The organism is Aquimarina intermedia, assembly GCF_008124785.1.
Classification (GTDB): Bacteria; Bacteroidota; Bacteroidia; order Flavobacteriales; family Flavobacteriaceae; genus Aquimarina; species Aquimarina intermedia.
Window position 1 is genome coordinate 19744 of record NZ_VNHU01000014.1, and the last position, 19483, is coordinate 39226.

General features: G+C 36.3%; 16 protein-coding genes. 8 read left to right on the forward strand and 8 right to left on the reverse strand.

Translation table 11 applies throughout. The annotated features are described in order from the left end of the window. Nucleotides 1-54 precede the first annotated feature (54 nt). The gene (locus BD809_RS14930) at nucleotides 55-2418 is read right to left on the reverse strand and encodes a GAF domain-containing protein (protein WP_148783788.1); all 2364 of its coding nucleotides are present in this window, start codon (nucleotides 2416-2418) and stop codon (nucleotides 55-57) included. Between the two features lie 147 nt (nucleotides 2419-2565). Between BD809_RS14930 and BD809_RS14935 the strand changes: the two genes are divergently transcribed. Then, nucleotides 2566-3681 (forward strand): TlpA disulfide reductase family protein, encoded by a 1116-nt coding sequence (locus BD809_RS14935; RefSeq protein WP_148783789.1) that lies wholly within the window; start codon nucleotides 2566-2568, stop codon nucleotides 3679-3681. A gap of 53 nt (nucleotides 3682-3734) precedes the next feature. Here the strand turns inward: BD809_RS14935 and BD809_RS14940 are convergent, their stop codons facing one another. Continuing rightward, nucleotides 3735-4385, reverse strand: a complete 651-nt coding sequence (locus BD809_RS14940; RefSeq protein WP_148783790.1) for a rhomboid family intramembrane serine protease — start codon at nucleotides 4383-4385, stop codon at nucleotides 3735-3737. A 128-nt stretch (nucleotides 4386-4513) separates the two neighbouring features. Here BD809_RS14940 and BD809_RS14945 point away from each other — a divergent pair, with 128 nt between their 5' ends. Then, nucleotides 4514-5413, forward strand: a complete 900-nt coding sequence (locus BD809_RS14945; protein ID WP_148783791.1) for a lysophospholipid acyltransferase family protein — start codon at nucleotides 4514-4516, stop codon at nucleotides 5411-5413. Between the two features lie 108 nt (nucleotides 5414-5521). After that, nucleotides 5522-6421 carry a lysophospholipid acyltransferase family protein gene (locus BD809_RS14950; protein ID WP_148783792.1) on the forward strand — a complete coding sequence of 300 codons (900 nt, stop codon included), beginning with the start codon at nucleotides 5522-5524 and terminating at the stop codon, nucleotides 6419-6421. Between the two features lie 170 nt (nucleotides 6422-6591). Here BD809_RS14950 and glmM read toward each other — a convergent pair whose 3' ends face one another. Next, nucleotides 6592-7980, reverse strand: a complete 1389-nt coding sequence (glmM, locus tag BD809_RS14955) for a phosphoglucosamine mutase (RefSeq protein ID WP_148783793.1) — start codon at nucleotides 7978-7980, stop codon at nucleotides 6592-6594. Between the two features lie 125 nt (nucleotides 7981-8105). Between glmM and BD809_RS14960 the strand changes: the two genes are divergently transcribed. Next, a complete protein-coding gene (locus BD809_RS14960; protein WP_148783794.1) occupies nucleotides 8106-8690 on the forward strand; it encodes an acyl carrier protein phosphodiesterase in 585 nt (194 codons plus the stop codon). A gap of 58 nt (nucleotides 8691-8748) precedes the next feature. After that, nucleotides 8749-10446, forward strand: coding sequence for a gamma-glutamyltransferase (ggt, locus tag BD809_RS14965; RefSeq protein WP_148783795.1), 1698 nt, complete (start codon nucleotides 8749-8751; stop codon nucleotides 10444-10446). Nucleotides 10447-10520: 74 nt separating this feature from the next. On the opposite strand, the gene dnaK is transcribed toward ggt, so the two are convergent. Continuing rightward, nucleotides 10521-12431 (reverse strand): molecular chaperone DnaK, encoded by a 1911-nt coding sequence (gene dnaK, locus BD809_RS14970; protein ID WP_148783796.1) that lies wholly within the window; start codon nucleotides 12429-12431, stop codon nucleotides 10521-10523. Between the two features lie 239 nt (nucleotides 12432-12670). On the opposite strand from dnaK, the gene BD809_RS14975 reads away from it, so the two are divergent. Next, the gene (locus BD809_RS14975) at nucleotides 12671-14095 is read left to right on the forward strand and encodes an L-serine ammonia-lyase (protein ID WP_148783797.1); all 1425 of its coding nucleotides are present in this window, start codon (nucleotides 12671-12673) and stop codon (nucleotides 14093-14095) included. Here the strand turns inward: BD809_RS14975 and BD809_RS14980 are convergent, their stop codons facing one another. Continuing rightward, nucleotides 14096-14593, reverse strand: a complete 498-nt coding sequence (locus BD809_RS14980; RefSeq protein WP_148783798.1) for a nuclear transport factor 2 family protein — start codon at nucleotides 14591-14593, stop codon at nucleotides 14096-14098. Nucleotides 14594-14722: 129 nt separating this feature from the next. Here BD809_RS14980 and panB point away from each other — a divergent pair, with 129 nt between their 5' ends. After that, a complete protein-coding gene (gene panB / locus BD809_RS14985) occupies nucleotides 14723-15541 on the forward strand; it encodes a 3-methyl-2-oxobutanoate hydroxymethyltransferase (protein WP_148783799.1) in 819 nt (272 codons plus the stop codon). Nucleotides 15542-15600: 59 nt separating this feature from the next. Further along, nucleotides 15601-16299 carry an RluA family pseudouridine synthase gene (locus BD809_RS14990; protein ID WP_148783800.1) on the forward strand — a complete coding sequence of 233 codons (699 nt, stop codon included), beginning with the start codon at nucleotides 15601-15603 and terminating at the stop codon, nucleotides 16297-16299. Between the two features lie 212 nt (nucleotides 16300-16511). Here BD809_RS14990 and BD809_RS14995 read toward each other — a convergent pair whose 3' ends face one another. The 3 genes from BD809_RS14995 to BD809_RS15005 form a co-directional block, all read right to left on the reverse strand. Continuing rightward, complete coding sequence (locus tag BD809_RS14995; RefSeq protein ID WP_148783801.1) at nucleotides 16512-16889, reverse strand: beta-barrel fold lipoprotein; 378 nt, start codon at nucleotides 16887-16889, stop codon at nucleotides 16512-16514. A gap of 103 nt (nucleotides 16890-16992) precedes the next feature. Then, nucleotides 16993-17856 carry a DMT family transporter gene (locus BD809_RS15000; RefSeq protein WP_170251907.1) on the reverse strand — a complete coding sequence of 288 codons (864 nt, stop codon included), beginning with the start codon at nucleotides 17854-17856 and terminating at the stop codon, nucleotides 16993-16995. A 7-nt stretch (nucleotides 17857-17863) separates the two neighbouring features. Beyond that, nucleotides 17864-19408 (reverse strand): hypothetical protein, encoded by a 1545-nt coding sequence (locus BD809_RS15005; protein WP_148783802.1) that lies wholly within the window; start codon nucleotides 19406-19408, stop codon nucleotides 17864-17866. Nucleotides 19409-19483 lie beyond the last annotated feature (75 nt).

Below are 19483 nucleotides of genomic sequence, written 5' to 3' on the forward strand. Positions count from 1 at the left end.
AAAAACGCAACTACTTTTTAAGCAGTTGCGTTTTTCATTTTTATAGTATTAAAATTATGCTAGTTCTTTCATGAGATCCTCATAATTATAAAACTCTTTTTTAGTTTTATCAGGATGGTACAAAATATTAATTCGCAGTGCTTTTAAACCTGTTACGCCCTGTAAATCTTCAAGCTCCAATATTTCTACTTCTTTACCCAAATATTTTTTGGACTGCAAAAACTTTACATATCTTAAATACTCCAGTTCATCAGAACGTTGTGAATATACAATAGTAAGTTTGCCTTCTTTTGTAATACGTTCTTCAGTACCTTTAATATTAGCTTTATCTACGCGTTTTTTAACGACCTCATATCTTGCATTATAAGTACCATCTACATCAAATCGTTTTTCATCCATTCTAAAACGGACAGAAAGCGAGGAATTAAATACCAGAATCATAGAAGCAACATCTAATTTTGCCGGAAGATCCTGTTTCAACTGATAATATGCATTTTCCATTTCGCACATTACCTGTAACTGCCATAATCTAAGATTTTTGAGGTATATCTTATTAAAACTATCTTCCTTGGTAATAGATTCTCCGATATACATATTATGTTCTACACCATCAGTTTTAAAACGCTCAAAATAATGTGGATAGAGTTGTTGAGCTTCAATTTGTTTGGCGTCCAATAGATCTGCCATTTTCTTATTAATAAGCATCACTGACTCATCGTAGTTCTTACGATGTTTATACACCATTTTAAATTCTACATCTAATTGATCATAATATTGATTAATCAATATTTCAAGATCACTATATTTCTTTTTTAGATGCTCGAAAAGCGGTATGATGTCTTTCTTAATAAAACTTAGAATTTTTTGTTCACTATCAACCTCTAATTGATTGGTGACTTCATCAATAAATTTATCAATTCTGAATTTTAATTGCTCATATATAGGTAAACAATCGGACTCTATACCGCGATCCAGTATTTTGGATATTTCGGTTAATTGTAATTTCAAATCCTTTTGTATAGCCGCATTTCTAGCTTCAGAAGAACCTTTGATATCAATCTGACCATATAGCGGGTAGACATTATCAAAAACTATTTCTCTAAACGAGGCAGGCATTCCTTCAACCTTAGCCCGCATAAAGCGTTTAGCTTCCTGTCTAAATTTCCAATACACGCTCCCGTGAATCGAAGTGCATTCTTCCTGAATGATAAGCTCCAATTCATTTTCAGACTTTACTTTTGAGCGCAACACAGAGTCCACTAAATATGGCATTACATCTTGCAACTTATGCGCATTTATACTATTAAGCTCTCTCTTATTAGGAGACACAATTTCTAATACACCCAGTAACTTACCTTCACCCTCTATCGGAGCAATAATGGCACTTTGTATACCTTGGTGTTCTAAATTTTGATAAAATTTTTCATCAGGCATCATTGCCTTGTACTTTTCAACATCCGAAATTGTGAAATAAGTGGATTTACCGAATAGATTCTCATAAGAACCACAGCAAAGTGCTTCTTTACATTCCTCAGAAAAACGATCATTCAAAATATAACTATCAATATCTTTGAACGGTACACGTTCAAACACCTGATCTTCCTCATTATAATTAGAGAATCCAATGCGTATTTCGGGCAAATTAAAAATAGCTCTAAAAATACCCTGAAAGCGTTCTATAAAATTACTTTGAGTTTTATCATATTGCAGTAAGCTGGTCTTGAACTCTGATAAAGAAACATCGGTGGTAGCATCAAACATATTAGCAATTACTACCCCTTTAAAAACATAGCTTTTGGGTGGAAAATATTTTTTCCAAACTGTAATGTCTTCAAAACTATCCAGTAATTCCCCTACTTCGTCGTCGGTAATATCCAGCGCTAGGTCTGTTTTCTCAATTTGCACAAAATCGGCATTGTATAAAATTCTATAATACCTCATAATTCCTGAAGCATCAGGAATATTGTAATGGAACGGTCTTTTAAAATCTATACTGTAGCCATAATAATGATTGAGAATGATACTACATCCCATGATGTAATATTGATCTTCTTCTAAATTTGTAATTGCAGGAGTAAACGTTTCACCAGCAGCTTTAACGATATTTCTAAATCGCTGGGTTGATTGTAATACTAAATTTCCAAAGGGAATCGTAGCTATTTTGATTTCATTTTTCTGCAGAATTTCAGAAAACAGATCTTCTAACACCAAGTCAATCTGAGGCATTAGTTCATCAAGCTCCTTTTTAGATTGCAAACCCGTTTCAAGTGTTGGATGTGCCTCAGCGATTTCTAAAATTTTAAGCGCTCTTTCTCGCAAAAGCAAATTATCACTTTTGGCAAATTCTCTATATCTATCAAAGAAAGATGAAAAACTTATCCAGATATCCATCGGGAAATCTTGATCGAACGTCTCCATAATACGGCTACTTTATTTTAAAGATGACAAAAATACTGCAATTAACAAAGCTTTGGCCCGTGGATTAACAATTAATTATATTATAAAGTTAATTATTCTTTTATACCATTCTGATTCTTTATTTTTACGTCCCTAATTATGTATGTTATGACAAGAATTTTTCTGCTATTACTAGCGATTAGTATTACCCTGAGCTGTCAAAATGAAAAAAAAGACAGTTATATAATTTATGGCTCGACTTCTGGTTTTGAAAATGGAACATCCGTATATGTAAATGCTTTAAGTCAATCCAATCGCCCTGCGGTTATCGATTCTACGACTATCCAAGATGGTAAATTCGAAATTGAGTTACCCAGTGTTGAACAAATGGACTTCAACTATTTGACATTCAACAAAGTTCCGGGTAACGTATTGTATCTAGCAGAGAACAACCCGATTGAAATGACTATTTATAAAGATAGTTTGCGTTCCTCAATAATTGACGGTGGTTCTGAGAATGATTTATTTTTTGAATATTTAATCAAAGTTCAGGATTACAATAAAAAGCGAATCGAACTCAACAACCAATATCAGATCGCTTCCAAATTAAAGGAAACTGAGAAAGCTCAAAATCTTGCAACGCAACTGTCTGATATGTTTAATCAGGAAAAAGCATATAGAACTGAGATTGCTAAAAACAATCCAAACTCAATAGTTTCTGTAATGGCACTAACCGATTTACTCAATTTAAAAGTAGTGCCTGCTCGACAAATTAAAGAATTATACACCACCGTGGATGATTCTTTAAAAAAGACACGTTTAGGTAAAAATTTAGATCAATTAATCCGTAATTCTGTAGGTCGTATTGATGTTGGTAGTGAAGCGGTAAGTTTTTCTGCTCCTTCTCCCGAAGGTACTACAGTATCACTAAAGGATGCCATGGGCAAGCTGACAATCATCGACTTTTGGGCATCTTGGTGCAAGCCTTGTAGAATAGAAAACCCTAACGTAGTACGTGTGTATAATAAATACCATGACAAAGGACTCAATATTATTGGCGTTTCCCTTGATCGTGATAAGAAAAAATGGTTAGAAGCAATTGCTGCAGATGATCTTCAATGGAGTCACGTATCAAATTTACAGTTTTGGCAAGAACCAATTGCTAAATTATACGGCGTGCGATCCATACCGGCTACATTCTTGTTAGATGAAAATGGAAAAATAATTGCAAAAAATCTAAGAGGTGCTGCTTTAGAAACTAAAATTGCTGAGCTTTTAGACTAAAAAAATATAACACCCTGAACAAACAAAGGCGACCGATGGTTGCCTTTGTTTGTTCATAATTTTCCTAAACGTTGTAAAATAAAAAGAATAACAATAGGAATCGCAAGAATACCAATCATCAATAAGTTTTGTTCAAAAAGCCATGGTGCCATTATTAAGGTTACCAGATATCCCCCTACTGCACCTCCAAAATGAGCATCATGACCAATATTGTCACGTCTGCTTTTCATTCCGTAAATAGTATATAACAAATATCCGATACCAAAAATATAGGCCGGTATAGGAATTGGTATAAGCATAAGATATAAACTCATATCAGGACGAAAAAGAATCGCTGAAAATATGATTCCGGATACCGCACCACTTGCTCCTATTGCACTGTAATGAGGCTCATTTTTGTGAAAAACAAAAGAGAATATATTACCTACCAGCAAACTTGCTACATAAATGATTAAGAACTTAAGTATTCCTACATAAACAATAACAACAGGACCAAAAAAATATAAGGTGAACATATTGAAAAACAAATGCATTGAATCGGCATGTAAGAAACCCGAACTTAACATTCTAATTTGCTCACCTTTTTGTATTCCTGCAATATTGAACTTATACCGTTCAAAAAATGAATACTCTTTAAAACCTTTTAATGAAAATAACACATTGGCAACAATCAGTAGTATCACTACAAGATTCGTCTCAGACATACAGTTCTTTTTTGTCAAAGATACAGATTTCTTCAAGGAAAAATGAATAGAGAAACTTCTCATATTTCGGTTTAATAAATGATTAACTCATAAATAATCTTAAATTTGTTGGCTAGATATTTCTGACAATGCAATTACTCATTTACCGACTAGTTTATCCTATTCTATGGATAATATCTAAGCTTCCCTGGCGAATCTTCTATATGTTTTCTACAGGAATTTATATATTTATCTATCATATTGTAGGGTACCGCAAACGAACGGTAACTGAGAATCTTACCTTGGTTTTTCCCGAAAAACCCATGACCGAAATCTATAAGATTCGGAAGGCTTTTTACAAACATATGTGCGATATGTTTTTAGAAATGATAAAATCCATATCGATTACCGATGAAGAGTTATTGGCGAGATTCAAAATTACCAATGTCGAAGAAATCAAAGCATTGGAAGCCAAAAATAAGAGCATTATCGTACTTATGGCACATTATGCTAGTTATGAATGGGCAACGGTTGCACAATTACTTATAAATTTTCCAACCGTAGGGATCTATAAGCAAATAAAAAATAAATATTTTGATCGCTTAGTTCATCGGATACGACAGCGTTATGAAGCAAGACTCATTCCCAGCTTTAATGCGATGCAAGAAATTACAAAAGACAAAGCGAACGGAAAGCTTTGCTCTTACGCGTTAGTTTCGGATCAGTCTCCTAAGCTCAAAAATGCCCTGTATTGGACAGATTTTATGGGGATCAAAGTTCCTGCCTATTTGGGAGGTGAGGTGCTGGCAAGGCGATTAGATTTATCCGTTTCTTATCTTCATGTCGAAAAGACAAAACGTGGATATTATCAAGCAAAATTTATTACTATCACAGACGATATTTCAAAATGTGAGCAGTACCAAATCGTGGACACTTATTTACAGCTTTTAGAAAAGCAAATTCGACAGCGACCTGAATTGTATCTCTGGACTCATAAACGATGGAAGCATCGGAACGCAGAAATCCCCAAGGGAGCTACCGTAAATTAAGTAAAACCTGTAATTTTTGCGTTTTTAAGTTCTGAATGTAAAACTATAATTTATAGCAGTGTACTGCACAAATTACAGTATATTTGATCACCTAAATTAAACTTATTTATGCAGTTATTGGTGTATCGAATAGCGTATCCCTTTTTATGGTGTATCTCCAAACTTCCATTCTTCTTATTGTATTTTTTATCCGATCTGTTGTATTATATAGTCTATTACGTAATACGATATCGTCGCACTACGGTTACCGATAACTTAACACTTGTTTTTCCCGAAAAATCTAAAAATGAAATTAAGGAAATTCGGAAAAAATTCTACCGTCATCTCTGTGATATGTTTTTGGAGATGATTAAATCTTTATCTATTACCAGAAAAGAGATTCTCGAACGTTACAAAGTTGTAAATCTCGATGAATTTCACGAGATGGAGAAAAGAGGGAAAAGTACTATCGGATTTATGGGACACTATGCAAGTTACGAATGGTCAAATGCTATTGACTTGGTTTCTCTCAATCCATGCGTTGGCATTTATAAGCAGGTTAAGAATAAATATTTTGATCAACTAGCACATCGGATACGCGCAAGATTCGATTCGCGCCTCATTGCCAGTCATAAAGTCCTGAAACAAATAATACGTGATAAGCAGCAAGGGGAGGTTTGTACCTATGGCATGATTTCGGATCAATCTCCTAAGATTGGTAATGCTAAGTTCTGGACCAATTTTATGGGTATAAAAGTTCCAATCTTCTTGGGAGGGGAAGTGTTAGCTACTAAACTAAACCTGACCTCTATCTATATGCATGTAGAAAAAGTTAAACGCGGGCATTATGAAGTGCGCGTCATTCCTATCGCCGAAAATAGCGGAGAAATGGATCAGTTTTATGTGGTTAAAGAATACCTGCGCCTACTGGAACAACAAATTCGCACAAAACCTGAATTTTATCTTTGGACCCATAAACGATGGAAGCATCGTAATGCTACAATCCCGGCAGATGCTATAGTTCATTAATAAAAAACAAAGAGGCTATCTAAAAAGTATATTTTTAAACTAAATGTCACATTGAGCGGAGTCGAAATGTATTGATAATCAAATGTAATTATCTCTCGACTCCGCTCGAGGTGACATCAGAATTGACTTTTTAGACAACCTTCTTATTATATCTCAAAAGTAAGATCGTACTAAATACCGGCAATCCCTTTTAAAACAGCAATAGTTTTTTCGGCTAATTGATCGGCTTCTTCCTGACTCAGAGCTTCAGTATATATCCTGATAATAGGTTCTGTATTACTTTTTCGCAAGTGTACCCAGGACTTTTCATAATCAACTTTGACTCCGTCGATAGTTGTTATAGTTTCCTCTTTATTTTTTTCCTGAAACTGGCTTAAAATTCCGTCAACATCCATCGTAGGTGTCAACTGAATTTTGTTCTTACTCATATAATAGGAAGGATAAGACTTCCTTAGAGCGCTTACTGTACTTTTTTTCTCAGCCAGATGTGTTAAAAATAAGGCTACCCCTACCAGTGAATCCCGTCCGTAGTGCAATTCTGGATAAATAATTCCTCCATTACCTTCTCCTCCAATAATTGCCTTATTGTCTTTCATTAGTTCCACCACATTTACTTCGCCCACGGCACTGGCTTCATATGAGCCTCCGTGTTTTTCGGTAACATCACGTAGTGCACGACTTGATGATAAATTAGACACAGTATTTCCGTTTTGCTTGCCTAACACATAATCTGCACAAGCAACCAGGGTATATTCTTCTCCAAACATCTCGCCATCTTCACTCATAAACGCAAGACGATCAACATCAGGATCCACCACAATACCTAAATCTGCTTTCTCTTTGATCACTAAGGCCGATAAATCAGTTAAATGTTCTTTTAATGGTTCAGGGTTATGCGGAAAATGTCCGTTAGGTTCGCAATATAGTTCAACCACTTCTACACCCATTTTTCTAAGTAGTTTTGGAATAGCAATTCCTCCGGTAGAATTTACACCATCCACCACAACTTTAAATCCGGCAGTACTTATGGCATCTACATCAACTAATTTAAGCTTCAATACCTCATCGATATGACGATCAATATACGTGTTATTTTCGGTAATACTCCCCAAGTCATCTACTTCTGCAAAAAAATAATCATCATGCTCAGCGATTTTTAGAATTTTCTCACCATTAGTTGCATTTAGAAATTCTCCTTTACTATTTAGAAGTTTTAGCGCATTCCATTGTTTAGGATTATGACTTGCCGTTAAAATAATTCCTCCATCAGCCTCTTCTATAGGAACAGCTACCTCTACTGTAGGTGTGGTGGACAATCCTAGATCAATTACATGAATACCTAAACCAACCAAACTATTCATCACCAATTGCTGTATCATAGCTCCCGATATACGTGCATCACGCCCAACTACGACTGTCGGATGCTGTTTTTTGGTTTCTCCCTTTAGCCATGCACCATAGGCAGAAGCAAATTTTACAGCATCTATTGGAGTCAGATTCTCTCCAACCTTTCCGCCGATAGTTCCACGAATTCCAGAAATGGATTTTATTAACGTCATATACTTATTTTTTTGTTTTGTTTATCGATTTTAACAAATGTACAGGGTATGATAGTTTGTCACAACTTTACAACAAAAGTTTAATAAAAATATTACCGCATTTTAATTTATCGTATTTTCCCCTAATGAATTTTTTAGCACATATCTATCTGTCAGGAGATGATACAGAATTGAAAATCGGCAATTTTATAGCGGATTCTGTAAAAGGAAAAAAATTCGAACAATTTCCAAAAAGAATTCAGCAAGGAATTACACTACACCGCCAAATCGATTTTTATACGGATACGCATCCCATTGTTCGGCAAAGTGTAGGGCGCTTGTTTCCTAAATATAGCCATTACAGTACAGTAATTGTAGATATTCTTTACGACCATTACCTCGCGGCAAACTGGCATAAGTATGAAGTTATTCCCCTACCAATATATGTAGCTTCTTTTTATGAAATTCTGCAAGACAATTACGGTCTGTTACCCAGACGCATCAAAGATTTCCTACCCCATATGATCAGAGATAATTGGTTGGCAAGCTACGCAACGATTGAGGGCATTGGTAAGATCCTTTATCAAATGAATCATCGTACCAAGAACAGGTCGAAAATGAACTTAGCTGTACGAGAACTGGAAGAACATTATGTTGAATTTGAAGATGAGTTCACAACTTTTTTTGAAGAACTGAGAGACTTCACTCAACACGAAATTTCAAAAATTTAAAGAATAGTATATAATTACACCGTCTATCTTGAGTAGGCAAATCAAAATTTTATAATAGATGATTCGATTAGCAAGTGTTTTTTGTTTGTTGTTATGTCTTAACTCTTGTAAGACACATCCCGTAGAAGTATCAAAACCTACCTTTGGATTAATTGCGAACAAGGCAATGGTGGTCTCAGCAAGAGCCGAAGCCTCGCGCATTGGTGTAGCTATACTGAAAAAGGGAGGAAACGCTTTTGATGCGATGATGGCTACCGAGATGGCGCTTGCCGTGAGCTATCCTTTTGCCGGAAATTTAGGTGGTGGCGGATTCATGGTATACAGAATGGCTGATGGCACTGTTGGTGCATTGGATTATAGAGAAAAAGCTCCAAAAGCAGCATTTAAAAATATGTATCTCGATGCTTCCGGAGAAGTACAACCCGAAAAAAGTCAGCTGGGTGCACTGGCCGTGGGCGTACCGGGAACAGTTGCCGGAATTTTTGAAGCGCATAAAAAGTTCGGAACTTTACCCATACAAGACATTCTATCGCCAGTAATTCATTTGGCACAAAAAGGATATGTAGTAACTGAAAAACAACAAAGACGATTTACGAATTACCGGGAATTATTTTTAACTGTAAACAAGGATACCATCCCCTATGCAAAAGATATTATCGCCGGAGATACAATCAAAAATATAGCCCTGGCTACTACTTTACAGGCACTTATTGACAAAGGCCGTGATGGCTTTTACAAAGGAGCTGTTGCTGAAAAATTAGTCAATCACCTACAAGAAAATGGTGGTATACTAACTTTAGATGATTTGGCTAGTTACAAAGCTGTTTGGAGAAAACCCGTTCAATTTACATATAAGGATCTTACAGTCATTTCAATGTCTCCTCCATCTAGCGGTGGTACTTGCCTTGCACAGATTATGAAAATGATCGAACCCTATGATATTAAACAATATGGACACAATCAGGAAAAAACAATTCAGTTACTTACCGAAGCTGAACGTCGGGCGTATGCAGATCGAAGCTATTATTTAGGAGATCCTGATTTTGTAACTATTCCATTAGACACGCTTATCAGTGCTACTTATTTAGGGAAACGGATGCAAAATTTCAATTTTGAACGAGCTACACCATCAGTTGAAGTTTCTCATGGCAAATTACCTGGATATGAAAGTGACGAAACAACCCACTACTCTATTGTTGATCAATTTGGCAATACAATTTCGGTTACCACCACACTTAATGGAGCTTACGGATCAAAATTATATAATATAGAACTGGGCTTTTTTCTCAATAATGAAATGGATGATTTTAGTTCTAAACCGGGAGTACCGAATATGTTTGGACTTATTGGTGCCGAAGCTAATGCCATTGCGCCAGAAAAACGAATGCTAAGTTCGATGACACCCACGATTGTAGAAAAGAATAACAAACTATGGATGTCGGTAGGGACACCTGGGGGATCCACAATAATCACCTCGGTGTTACAGACGATTCTAAATGTAAGTGAATTTGATATGACGATGCAAGACGCAGTCAACGCACCAAGATTTCATCATCAGTGGTTGCCGGATGTAGTTATTTTTGAACCCAATGCATTTGATCAGGAGCTGCTAAAAAACTTAAAAAATAAAGGGTATACTATTGATCAGCAAGAGTCACAAATCATAGGGAAAGTTGACGGAATTCTGGTTCGTGAAGACGGAACTTTAGAAGGAGGTGCCGATAAACGAGGAGATGATACTGCTATGGGGTTTTAGAATACATAGAACCATAAGAAATAAAAAATGCGCAGTTAACACTGCGCATTTTTTTATAGATTATTACATCTGAATTATTTTACTTCTTCAAAGTCAACATCTTCAACATCACTACCTTCAGAGCTTCCTCCTTCTGGTTGTGCTCCTGCATCAGGTCCCGGTGCACCGTTTTGTTGTGCATCAGCTTGCGCCTTATACATTTCTTCACTTGCTACTTTCCAAGCTTCGTTGATTTTATCAAGTGCTGGTTGAATCAATGCAAGGTCTTTAGACTCATATGCTTTTTTCAACTCTTCTAAAGCTTCTTCGATTGGTTTCTTTTTATCATCAGATAATTTGTCTCCAAACTCAGTTAATTGCTTTTCTGTTTGAAAAATCATTCCGTCAGCTTCATTCAACTTTTCAGCTGTTTCTTTAGCTTTTTTGTCAGATTCTGCATTCGCTTCAGCCTCTTTCTTCATTTTCTCGATTTCTTCTTCTGTAAGTCCTGAAGAAGCCTCGATACGAATATCCTGACTCTTATTAGTTGCTTTATCTGTTGCAGAAACTTTGATGATACCATTAGCATCAATATCAAAAGTTACTTCAATTTGCGGAGTTCCTCTTTGTGCTGGTGGAATTCCATCTAAATGAAAACGTCCGATTGTTTTATTATCTGCAGCCATTGGTCGCTCTCCCTGTAATACGTGGATCTCAACAGATGGTTGATTATCAGCAGCTGTAGAGAATACCTGAGATTTTTTGGTAGGGATTGTAGTATTGGCCTCAATTAATTTGGTCATTACATTACCCATTGTCTCAATACCTAAAGAAAGTGGTGTTACATCTAATAACAATACATCTTTAACATCTCCGGTTAGTACTCCTCCTTGAATAGCCGCTCCAACAGCAACAACCTCATCAGGGTTTACACCTTTACTTGGTGCTTTTCCAAAGAAACTCTGCACTGCTTCCTGTACTGCAGGAATACGTGTAGAACCACCTACTAATATAATTTCATCGATATCGCTAGTAGATAACCCAGCCGCTTTAAGCGCTGTTCTACATGGCTCAATCGTACGTTTTACTAAATCATCGATCAATTGATCAAATTTTGAACGGCTCAAAGTACGCACAAGGTGTTTTGGTCCACTTGGAGTAGCTGTTACGTATGGCAAGTTGATCTCTGTCTGAGAAGAAGAAGATAACTCTATTTTAGCTTTTTCTGCTGCTTCTTTTAAACGCTGTAGCGCCATCGGATCTTTTCTTAAATCCATGTCTTCATCAGCCTTGAACTCTTCTGCCAACCAATCAATAATCTTTTGATCAACATCATCACCACCTAAGTGTGTATCCCCGTCAGTAGCTAATACTTCAAATACTCCATCTCCTAATTCAAGGATAGAAACATCATGTGTACCTCCACCAAAGTCAAATACGACTATTTTTTGATCTGTACCTTTTTTATCTAAACCATACGCTAAGGCAGCAGCTGTAGGCTCATTAATAATTCTTTCTACTTTAAGACCCGCAATCTCTCCGGCTTCTTTAGTCGCCTGACGTTGTGCATCGTTAAAATAAGCTGGTACAGTAATTACTGCTCTGCTTACATCCTGTCCCAAGTAATCCTCTGCCGTTTTCTTCATTTTCTGAAGCGTCATTGCAGATAATTCCTGTGGTGTATATAAACGACCATCGATATCTACTCTTGGTGTATCGTTGTCACCTTTTACAACTTTATAAGCTGCACGTTCTGCTTCTTTTGCAGATTCTGAAAACTTATTCCCCATAAATCGCTTTATAGAAGAAATAGTTTTTGTAGGATTAGTTACTGCCTGACGTTTTGCAGGGTCTCCTACTTTGATCTCTCCTCCATCTACAAATGCAATTACCGATGGAGTTGTTCTTTTTCCTTCAGCATTAGGGATAACTACTGGCTCATTACCTTCCATTACAGAAACACAAGAGTTGGTCGTCCCTAAGTCAATACCTATTATCTTACTCATATTATCGTTGTATAAATTGTTTAAGTGTTATTGCTTTTTTAATACACTTCTATTATTTCAATGATTATGCCATGCCAAAAGATATGACATGATGTCACAAATAGTAGATAAATCTAGCAGAATTACAGGCGATGTAGGCAATTTCAGTAGCTATTTTCACTGATACTATTTTTGCTGTTAGTTCTTGCTACTTTGTCCTAAACCGTTATATTTACCCGGTAATTGTAGACGCTATTATTATGGAATGTATCAGTATTTTTGACATGCTTAAAATCGGTGTAGGCCCTTCAAGTTCTCATACTTTTGGTCCATGGAGAGCAGGTCGCAGATTGATTGCAGAATTAAAAGAAAAGAATAAGTTTGATCAGGTGGTTGCAATTACTGTTGATTTGTACGGTTCCTTATCTCTAACGGGTAAAGGACATGCTACTGACATTGCTTCTATTCTAGGATTGTGCGGTTATGATCCACAAACTATTGATGTACTCCAAATTGATACGATTATAAAGAGCATAGGTGATACTAAGTTATTGCCTTTTAATCAAGAATTTGATATTGTTTTTGACTGTAAAAAAGATATCGTCTTCAATAAAGATTTTAAAAAATTTCATCCTAATGGTATGACATTTACGGTACTGTTTAAAGACGGTAAAAAGTATACTTCAACCTTTTATTCCATTGGTGGTGGGTTCGTAGTTAAAGAAGAACGCAAGCGCAAGGAAAAAAAGCTGGAAGCTTTTAAAGAATTTCCAATGCCAGTGCAAAAAGCAACCGACTTGTTAGCCTATTGTGCTGTCCAAAATAAAAAGATATCAGATATTGTTCTGGAGAATGAAAGGTCGTTGCATACCGATCAAGAAATTGACGAGCGTATTGCTCAAATATGGAAGGTCATGCTCGAATCTATGTATACCGGTTGCCATACAGAAGGAACCTTACCTGGTGGGTTAAAGGTACGGCGTCGTGCTTACGATTCTCATAAAAATCTAATTGGTACTGCACAATACTCAAATCCAAACGAATGGATTGCCAGTATCCGCGATACCGAAGTAAAGTTTAGACAGATATTGAAATGGGTATCTTGTTTTGCTTTAGCCGTAAATGAAGTGAATGCCTCTCTAGGTCGTGTAGTCACTGCACCCACAAATGGTAGTGCCGGAGTAATACCTGCAGTGATGATGTATTATATGGTGATTGAGAATCACGATGCTAATTTTGAAGACATCAAGCAGTTTATGCTGGTAGCCGGCGAAATAGGAAGTCTGTTTAAAAAAGGTGCTACTATATCTGCTGCTATGGGAGGTTGTCAAGCAGAAATTGGTGTTTCATCTGCCATGGCAGCAGGAGCTTTAACCGAATTGATGGGAGGATCCCCAGAGCAGGTATTGATTGCCAGCGAAATTGCGATGGAACATCACTTAGGACTCACCTGTGATCCCATCGGTGGATTGGTACAAATACCATGTATCGAACGGAATGCTATGGGTGCTATTAAAGCAATTAATGCTTGTGAAATGGCATTGGATACAACTGCCGCCAACGCCAAGGTTCCCTTAGATAAAGTTATTGCCACGATGTGGGCGACTGCCCAGGATATGAACACAAAATATAAGGAAACCAGTGAAGGTGGACTAGCGATAGCTGTAAGTCTGAGTGACTGTTAATTATTGTTTTGTAGCTATACAGCCTTCTTGATTACGGGTATCTGCGATAGCAATAATTTTCCAGGAAGTACCATTATTGTATAGCTGAAAGCTATTAACTCCACAGTGACTTAGCGTGTCGTTCAGATAAAAGTTATAGGGTGTCCAAACATGTGCAATGTTCTCTGTAGCTTCAATCTTAATATCCAATAACTCTTCTTTCCAGTTTTCTGATTGCTGTTTGTTATGAATTGCTAAAACAAACATCTTAACATTACTCATGGTAATCGTTCTTCCCCCTTCACTATCAGGAATAATAGTTTGTAGAGTCATGTTTTTTTCGATACTGTTGTAAATTTTTGTCGTGTCCCCGTTGTGGAAACCATCAAAGAATTCCAAAATTGTTTGTTTTACCTCTTTTTGGACATTTGCCGTAGGGTCTGCCTCATTTTTTGCTTGAGCAAAGGCTGCTAAATTTAGAAAAGATAATGCGATAGATAAGGAGTAAATAATTTTCATAGTATACTATTTTGGATCTAAAAATACTGTTTTTTTTGAAATGTTCCATAAACCCGGGAATGGAGTCTATTTTCAACTTGTCACATCTTAGTAAATTAGTACTTTTACATCATTCAAATTTTCAAGAGTATGTCCACAGCAAAAAAAGATTATAAGCGTATTACCGTGAAGTCTCTAATAGAGATGAAAGCTAACCAAGAAAAAATATCTATGCTTACCGCATATGATTACACCATGGCAAAGATTGTGGATGGTGCCGGTGTTGATGTAATATTGGTTGGGGATTCTGCATCCAATGTAATGGCAGGTCACGAGACCACCTTACCTATAACTCTGGATCAAATGATCTATCACGCCTCTTCTGTGATTCGTGCTATAAACCGAGCCCTAGTTGTGGTAGATTTACCTTTCGGAAGCTATCAAAGTGATCCTAAAGAAGCGCTTCGCTCTGCTATTCGTATAATGAAAGAATCCGGAGGGCATGCTGTTAAAATGGAAGGAGGAAAAGAAATTAAAGAATCCATCAAACGAATTCTTAATGCCGGAATCCCGGTAATGGGACATTTAGGACTTACGCCGCAATCCATATATAAATTCGGAACCTACACGGTTCGCGCAAAAGAGGAAGAAGAAGCACAAAAACTGAAGGAAGATGCTTTAATGCTTCAAAAAGCAGGGTGTTTCGCATTGGTTTTAGAAAAAGTTCCAGCCAAATTAGCTAAAGAAGTAGCACAAAGCCTTACGATTCCTGTGATTGGTATCGGAGCCGGTAATGGTGTTGACGGACAAGTTCTGGTTACCCATGACATGCTGGGAATGACACACGAGTTTCATCCAAGATTTTTGAGACGTTATTTGGATTTATACACTGAGATGACAAATGCCTTTACACAATATGTAACTGATGTAAAAGCAGTAGACTTTCCGAGTGATGAAGAACAGTACTAAAATAGTTGATTGCATGCAACCAATTGCAGCAGCTATGGTATCCGCAGATATACTAATTCATGAATAAAGAGCTTTCTACTAAGGATAATCTTCAGGTTCTCTATGAGGACAATCACATTATTGCAGTAAATAAACGCCCAGGAGATATTGTACAAGGTGATAAAACGGGAGACCAACCGCTAAGCGAGGTTGTTAAGAAATACATCGCTCAAAAATATAAGAAACCCGGAGCTGTGTATTTGGGTGTTGTACATCGTCTTGATCGTCCCACTAGCGGTATCGTAGTTTTTGCCCGTACGAGCAAGGCATTGCCCCGACTTAATAAATTATTTGCGGAAAAAGAAGCAAAAAAAACCTACTGGGCAGTGGTTAAGGGATTACCACCTAATGATAAGGATACCCTAACACATTGGTTAAAGCGAAACACAAAGCAGAATAAATCGTATGCCTACCCAAAGGAAATAGCAGAAAGTAAAAAGGCAGTGCTGGACTACCGACTTCTCAAAAAATTAGATCATTATAATCTACTGGAAATAGACTTACATACCGGACGTCATCACCAGATACGGACGCAATTAGCCACAATTGGATGTGTTATCAAGGGAGATCTTAAATACGGATCAGATCGCAGTAATAAAGATGGGAGTATTCATTTACATGCACGGGAATTAAGGTTTATCCATCCTGTCAAAAAAGAACCAATTCATATTACAGCACCTCCACCAAAAGATCCGGTTTGGGAAGCGTGCAAAAAATAAGCCTTGCACAAATTGTCCAAGACTTTGGGATTTACATTTTGAATAACTAATTATTCCTGTACTTTGATATCTACTAACACGTGAGTTACATTGTACGACTTCAATTAGATCACACCTATTTTACCTGCCGCAGTCTGAAAGAGAACGATTTTATGCTTACAATCATTCGGACTTACAGCTTTTTGATCGGCAATAATAGTTAGTCCTTTTAACTATGCGTCATCTTCCATAGCATCAAATTCTGTAGTAGTCAAACTGGCGTTTTTTGTTTGAATTTTCGTTGCTGTTACGTTTGGTAGAAAAGTAGTCTCATCGGATGGACTCGAAAACGTAATAAATGCTTGGTTACTATTTTCTACGGACTCAATTGGTTTTAAATAATCTCCATTTAATTCTCCTTCGCCATACATCTTGTTCGTACTGGATGCATAAAAACGTGCTGAATCGTCAAATGAAAATTCTACATCACCACTGGATACAATGGCTACTTCAGCTTCTCCTCCGGTTGGTTCTCCACTATCGTCATCACTAGAACAGGAGACACATAATAAAGACATCATCAAAATAACACTTAACAATTTAATTTTCAAACAAATATATTTTGTTCTTTAAGATCTAATAGCGGAAGAATTTGTCAACGAACCAATTTTTTATACCAAAAACACACTTTATTAAAAGATAGGGTATCGATATTTATGTTGTTTTGTAAGATCGAATACTTTCTACAACAACCGAACATAGAATAAGTCCGCCCCCGATAAAGGTATTCAATGCCGGAATTTCACCTAAAAAGATCATCCCCAAAATAATGCCGTAAATAGGCTGCATACTACTAATAATACTTGCTGTGGTAATAGAGAATTGCTTAAAGCTCTGTAAAAACAAGGTATGCCCCACCGCGGTGGTTAGAAAAGCCAAAATTAGTAGAAACTCCCATTGCTCTTTTATTTGTGAAAGCTCATAAAAATAAAATGTAGGTAATAGAAAGATAAAAATTACCACCAACTGATACCACATAAGTACTGATCCATTGTAGGTACTCACTTTAGCTTTTAAGATTAAATTACGCAATGCATAAAATAAAGCAGAGAGTATTCCTAAAATGACGGCTTGAGTAATGGAATTTTCCACATCCATTTCGGGTAATAAAAAATAAACACCAATCAATACGAGTGCTCCCAGAAATAAATGACTACGATCAAATTTTGTTTTCAGCAGCAAGGGTTCCAATAGTGCAGTGATTACGGGATAGGTAAAAAGGGATAACATTCCGATGGCTACATTGGATAATCGTAGCGCATAGAAATAAGTAAGCCAATGCAATCCCATAAGCACACCCGTAAATAAAATAGATAATAGATCCTTACGCTCAATGCTAAAAGATATTTTTCTCCATCGACAGTATAAAAACAATAAGATGGCAGCAAATAAGGCTCTAATCCCTATAGTAACCGGCACGGGTAATTCAATATATCTTCCTAAGGCACCTGAGGTACTTATAAAAAGCATGGCAAGATTGAGTTCTAAGACATGTCGTAGGTGCGTGGTTTTATGCATTAAGTACTTATCTAATTAAAACTTTTGATTTTTCCTGAATGATCTGAGCCACCGGCTTCCCTTCTATATTACTCTCTAACCAGGATAAAATATCCAAATATAAGAAGGCACGCTTCTCGTAGGGATGGTTTTCGTATTGTTTCAATGTTTTATGCAATTTCTTAAACTCATCCTTAATTTGATGCGGAAAGATATCTCCCAGATTCTTCAAAAATCGGATCATCGCCTTTTGCACTTCGTGCAGATCATCCATTTTAATTAAAAACTTATAGGTTTCCCGCAATTGAGATTCGAGATGGTAATCCATTCCGGCTTCATAATGCGCCACCAAACTCAATACTCTTGCAAAACACATCAAATCTTCTCGCATTCGCAAGGATTTATTATTGATTATTTTTGACAAATACTCAATACATTTACGATAGTTATCCATTCCAAAATATAAGCAACCGATCTTATAATAGAATACCATAATATGATGATCATCCATACGATCGCCATATGTTTTAATACCTTTTAGAATGGGTTGAACCAATCCTTCGCCTTCCACAAAGGTACCTTCCAAAAAATGTACATTCAGGCGATTGTTATACATAAACTGAAATGATAACATTTCAATATTATCATCTACAGGAAACGTTTTGGAGGTAATTGTTTGCTCGAATGTATCTAAGGTACTTTTAAGTTGCGATTGATCTTTGATTAAATACAGGGATTCTAACAAATAATGATTTCCCCGCATATAAAATACCGGATTAAGAGTGATCATCTTGGGATACTCATAAAACAGATCCACCCATTTTTTTGAATACTTATAACAACTTATAAAATCCTGTATTATAAAGCTATACCATAAATGCGCTTTGTATAACCAGAGTTTTTCTCTAAAACCAAGTAAACTCCAATCATAGGTGGGTAACTTGTCATGAAAGTATTCAGTTATAATCTTATGTTCTGTATCATTTTTTACATAACCTGTTTTAAGCATTATACCGTACAACTGCAACGATAAATTTGACAACTTACTGGTCAGAACATTTTTCATGCTCAACTCCTTTGCCTGGATTGTTAATTCGTCGGCTCGGGTATGAATGCTACGCGTGATATATTGAGTTTCGATAATTTTTTCCAACTCCACTATCTCATATGCACTTGTATTTTCATCATTTTCAATCGCGAGGTTCTTAGCTTTTTCAAGAATTTTAAGGCTTTGCTTGTATAACCCTTTATGATATAGAATGGTAGCAAAATCCATTTGTTCCCTAATCTGAGATCGTACATTTTGGTGCACCGGACTCAGTCGCATACTTACTAATATCTGTTTATATAGGTGCGCCTTTAGGTTAGAAAGCTGTAATTTGGTCACGATTCCTTTTTTAATAATCTCTTGTTCATCTAAGGATGCAGATTTATCCAAGTGATTGAATAGTGCCAAGAATTTTGCATCTGTATTACCTCCTAAGCGACCCACATATACTTTAAATTGTCGCTTTTCTGATTTTGAAAGTGATTTTACCAAAACGAATAACGGGTCTTTTTGATCATTAGTCATTGTAAGAAAAACTTAATTAAAATATTGGTTATTAGTTAATTATAAGACTAACCGATTATTTTGATATTGTAAAAG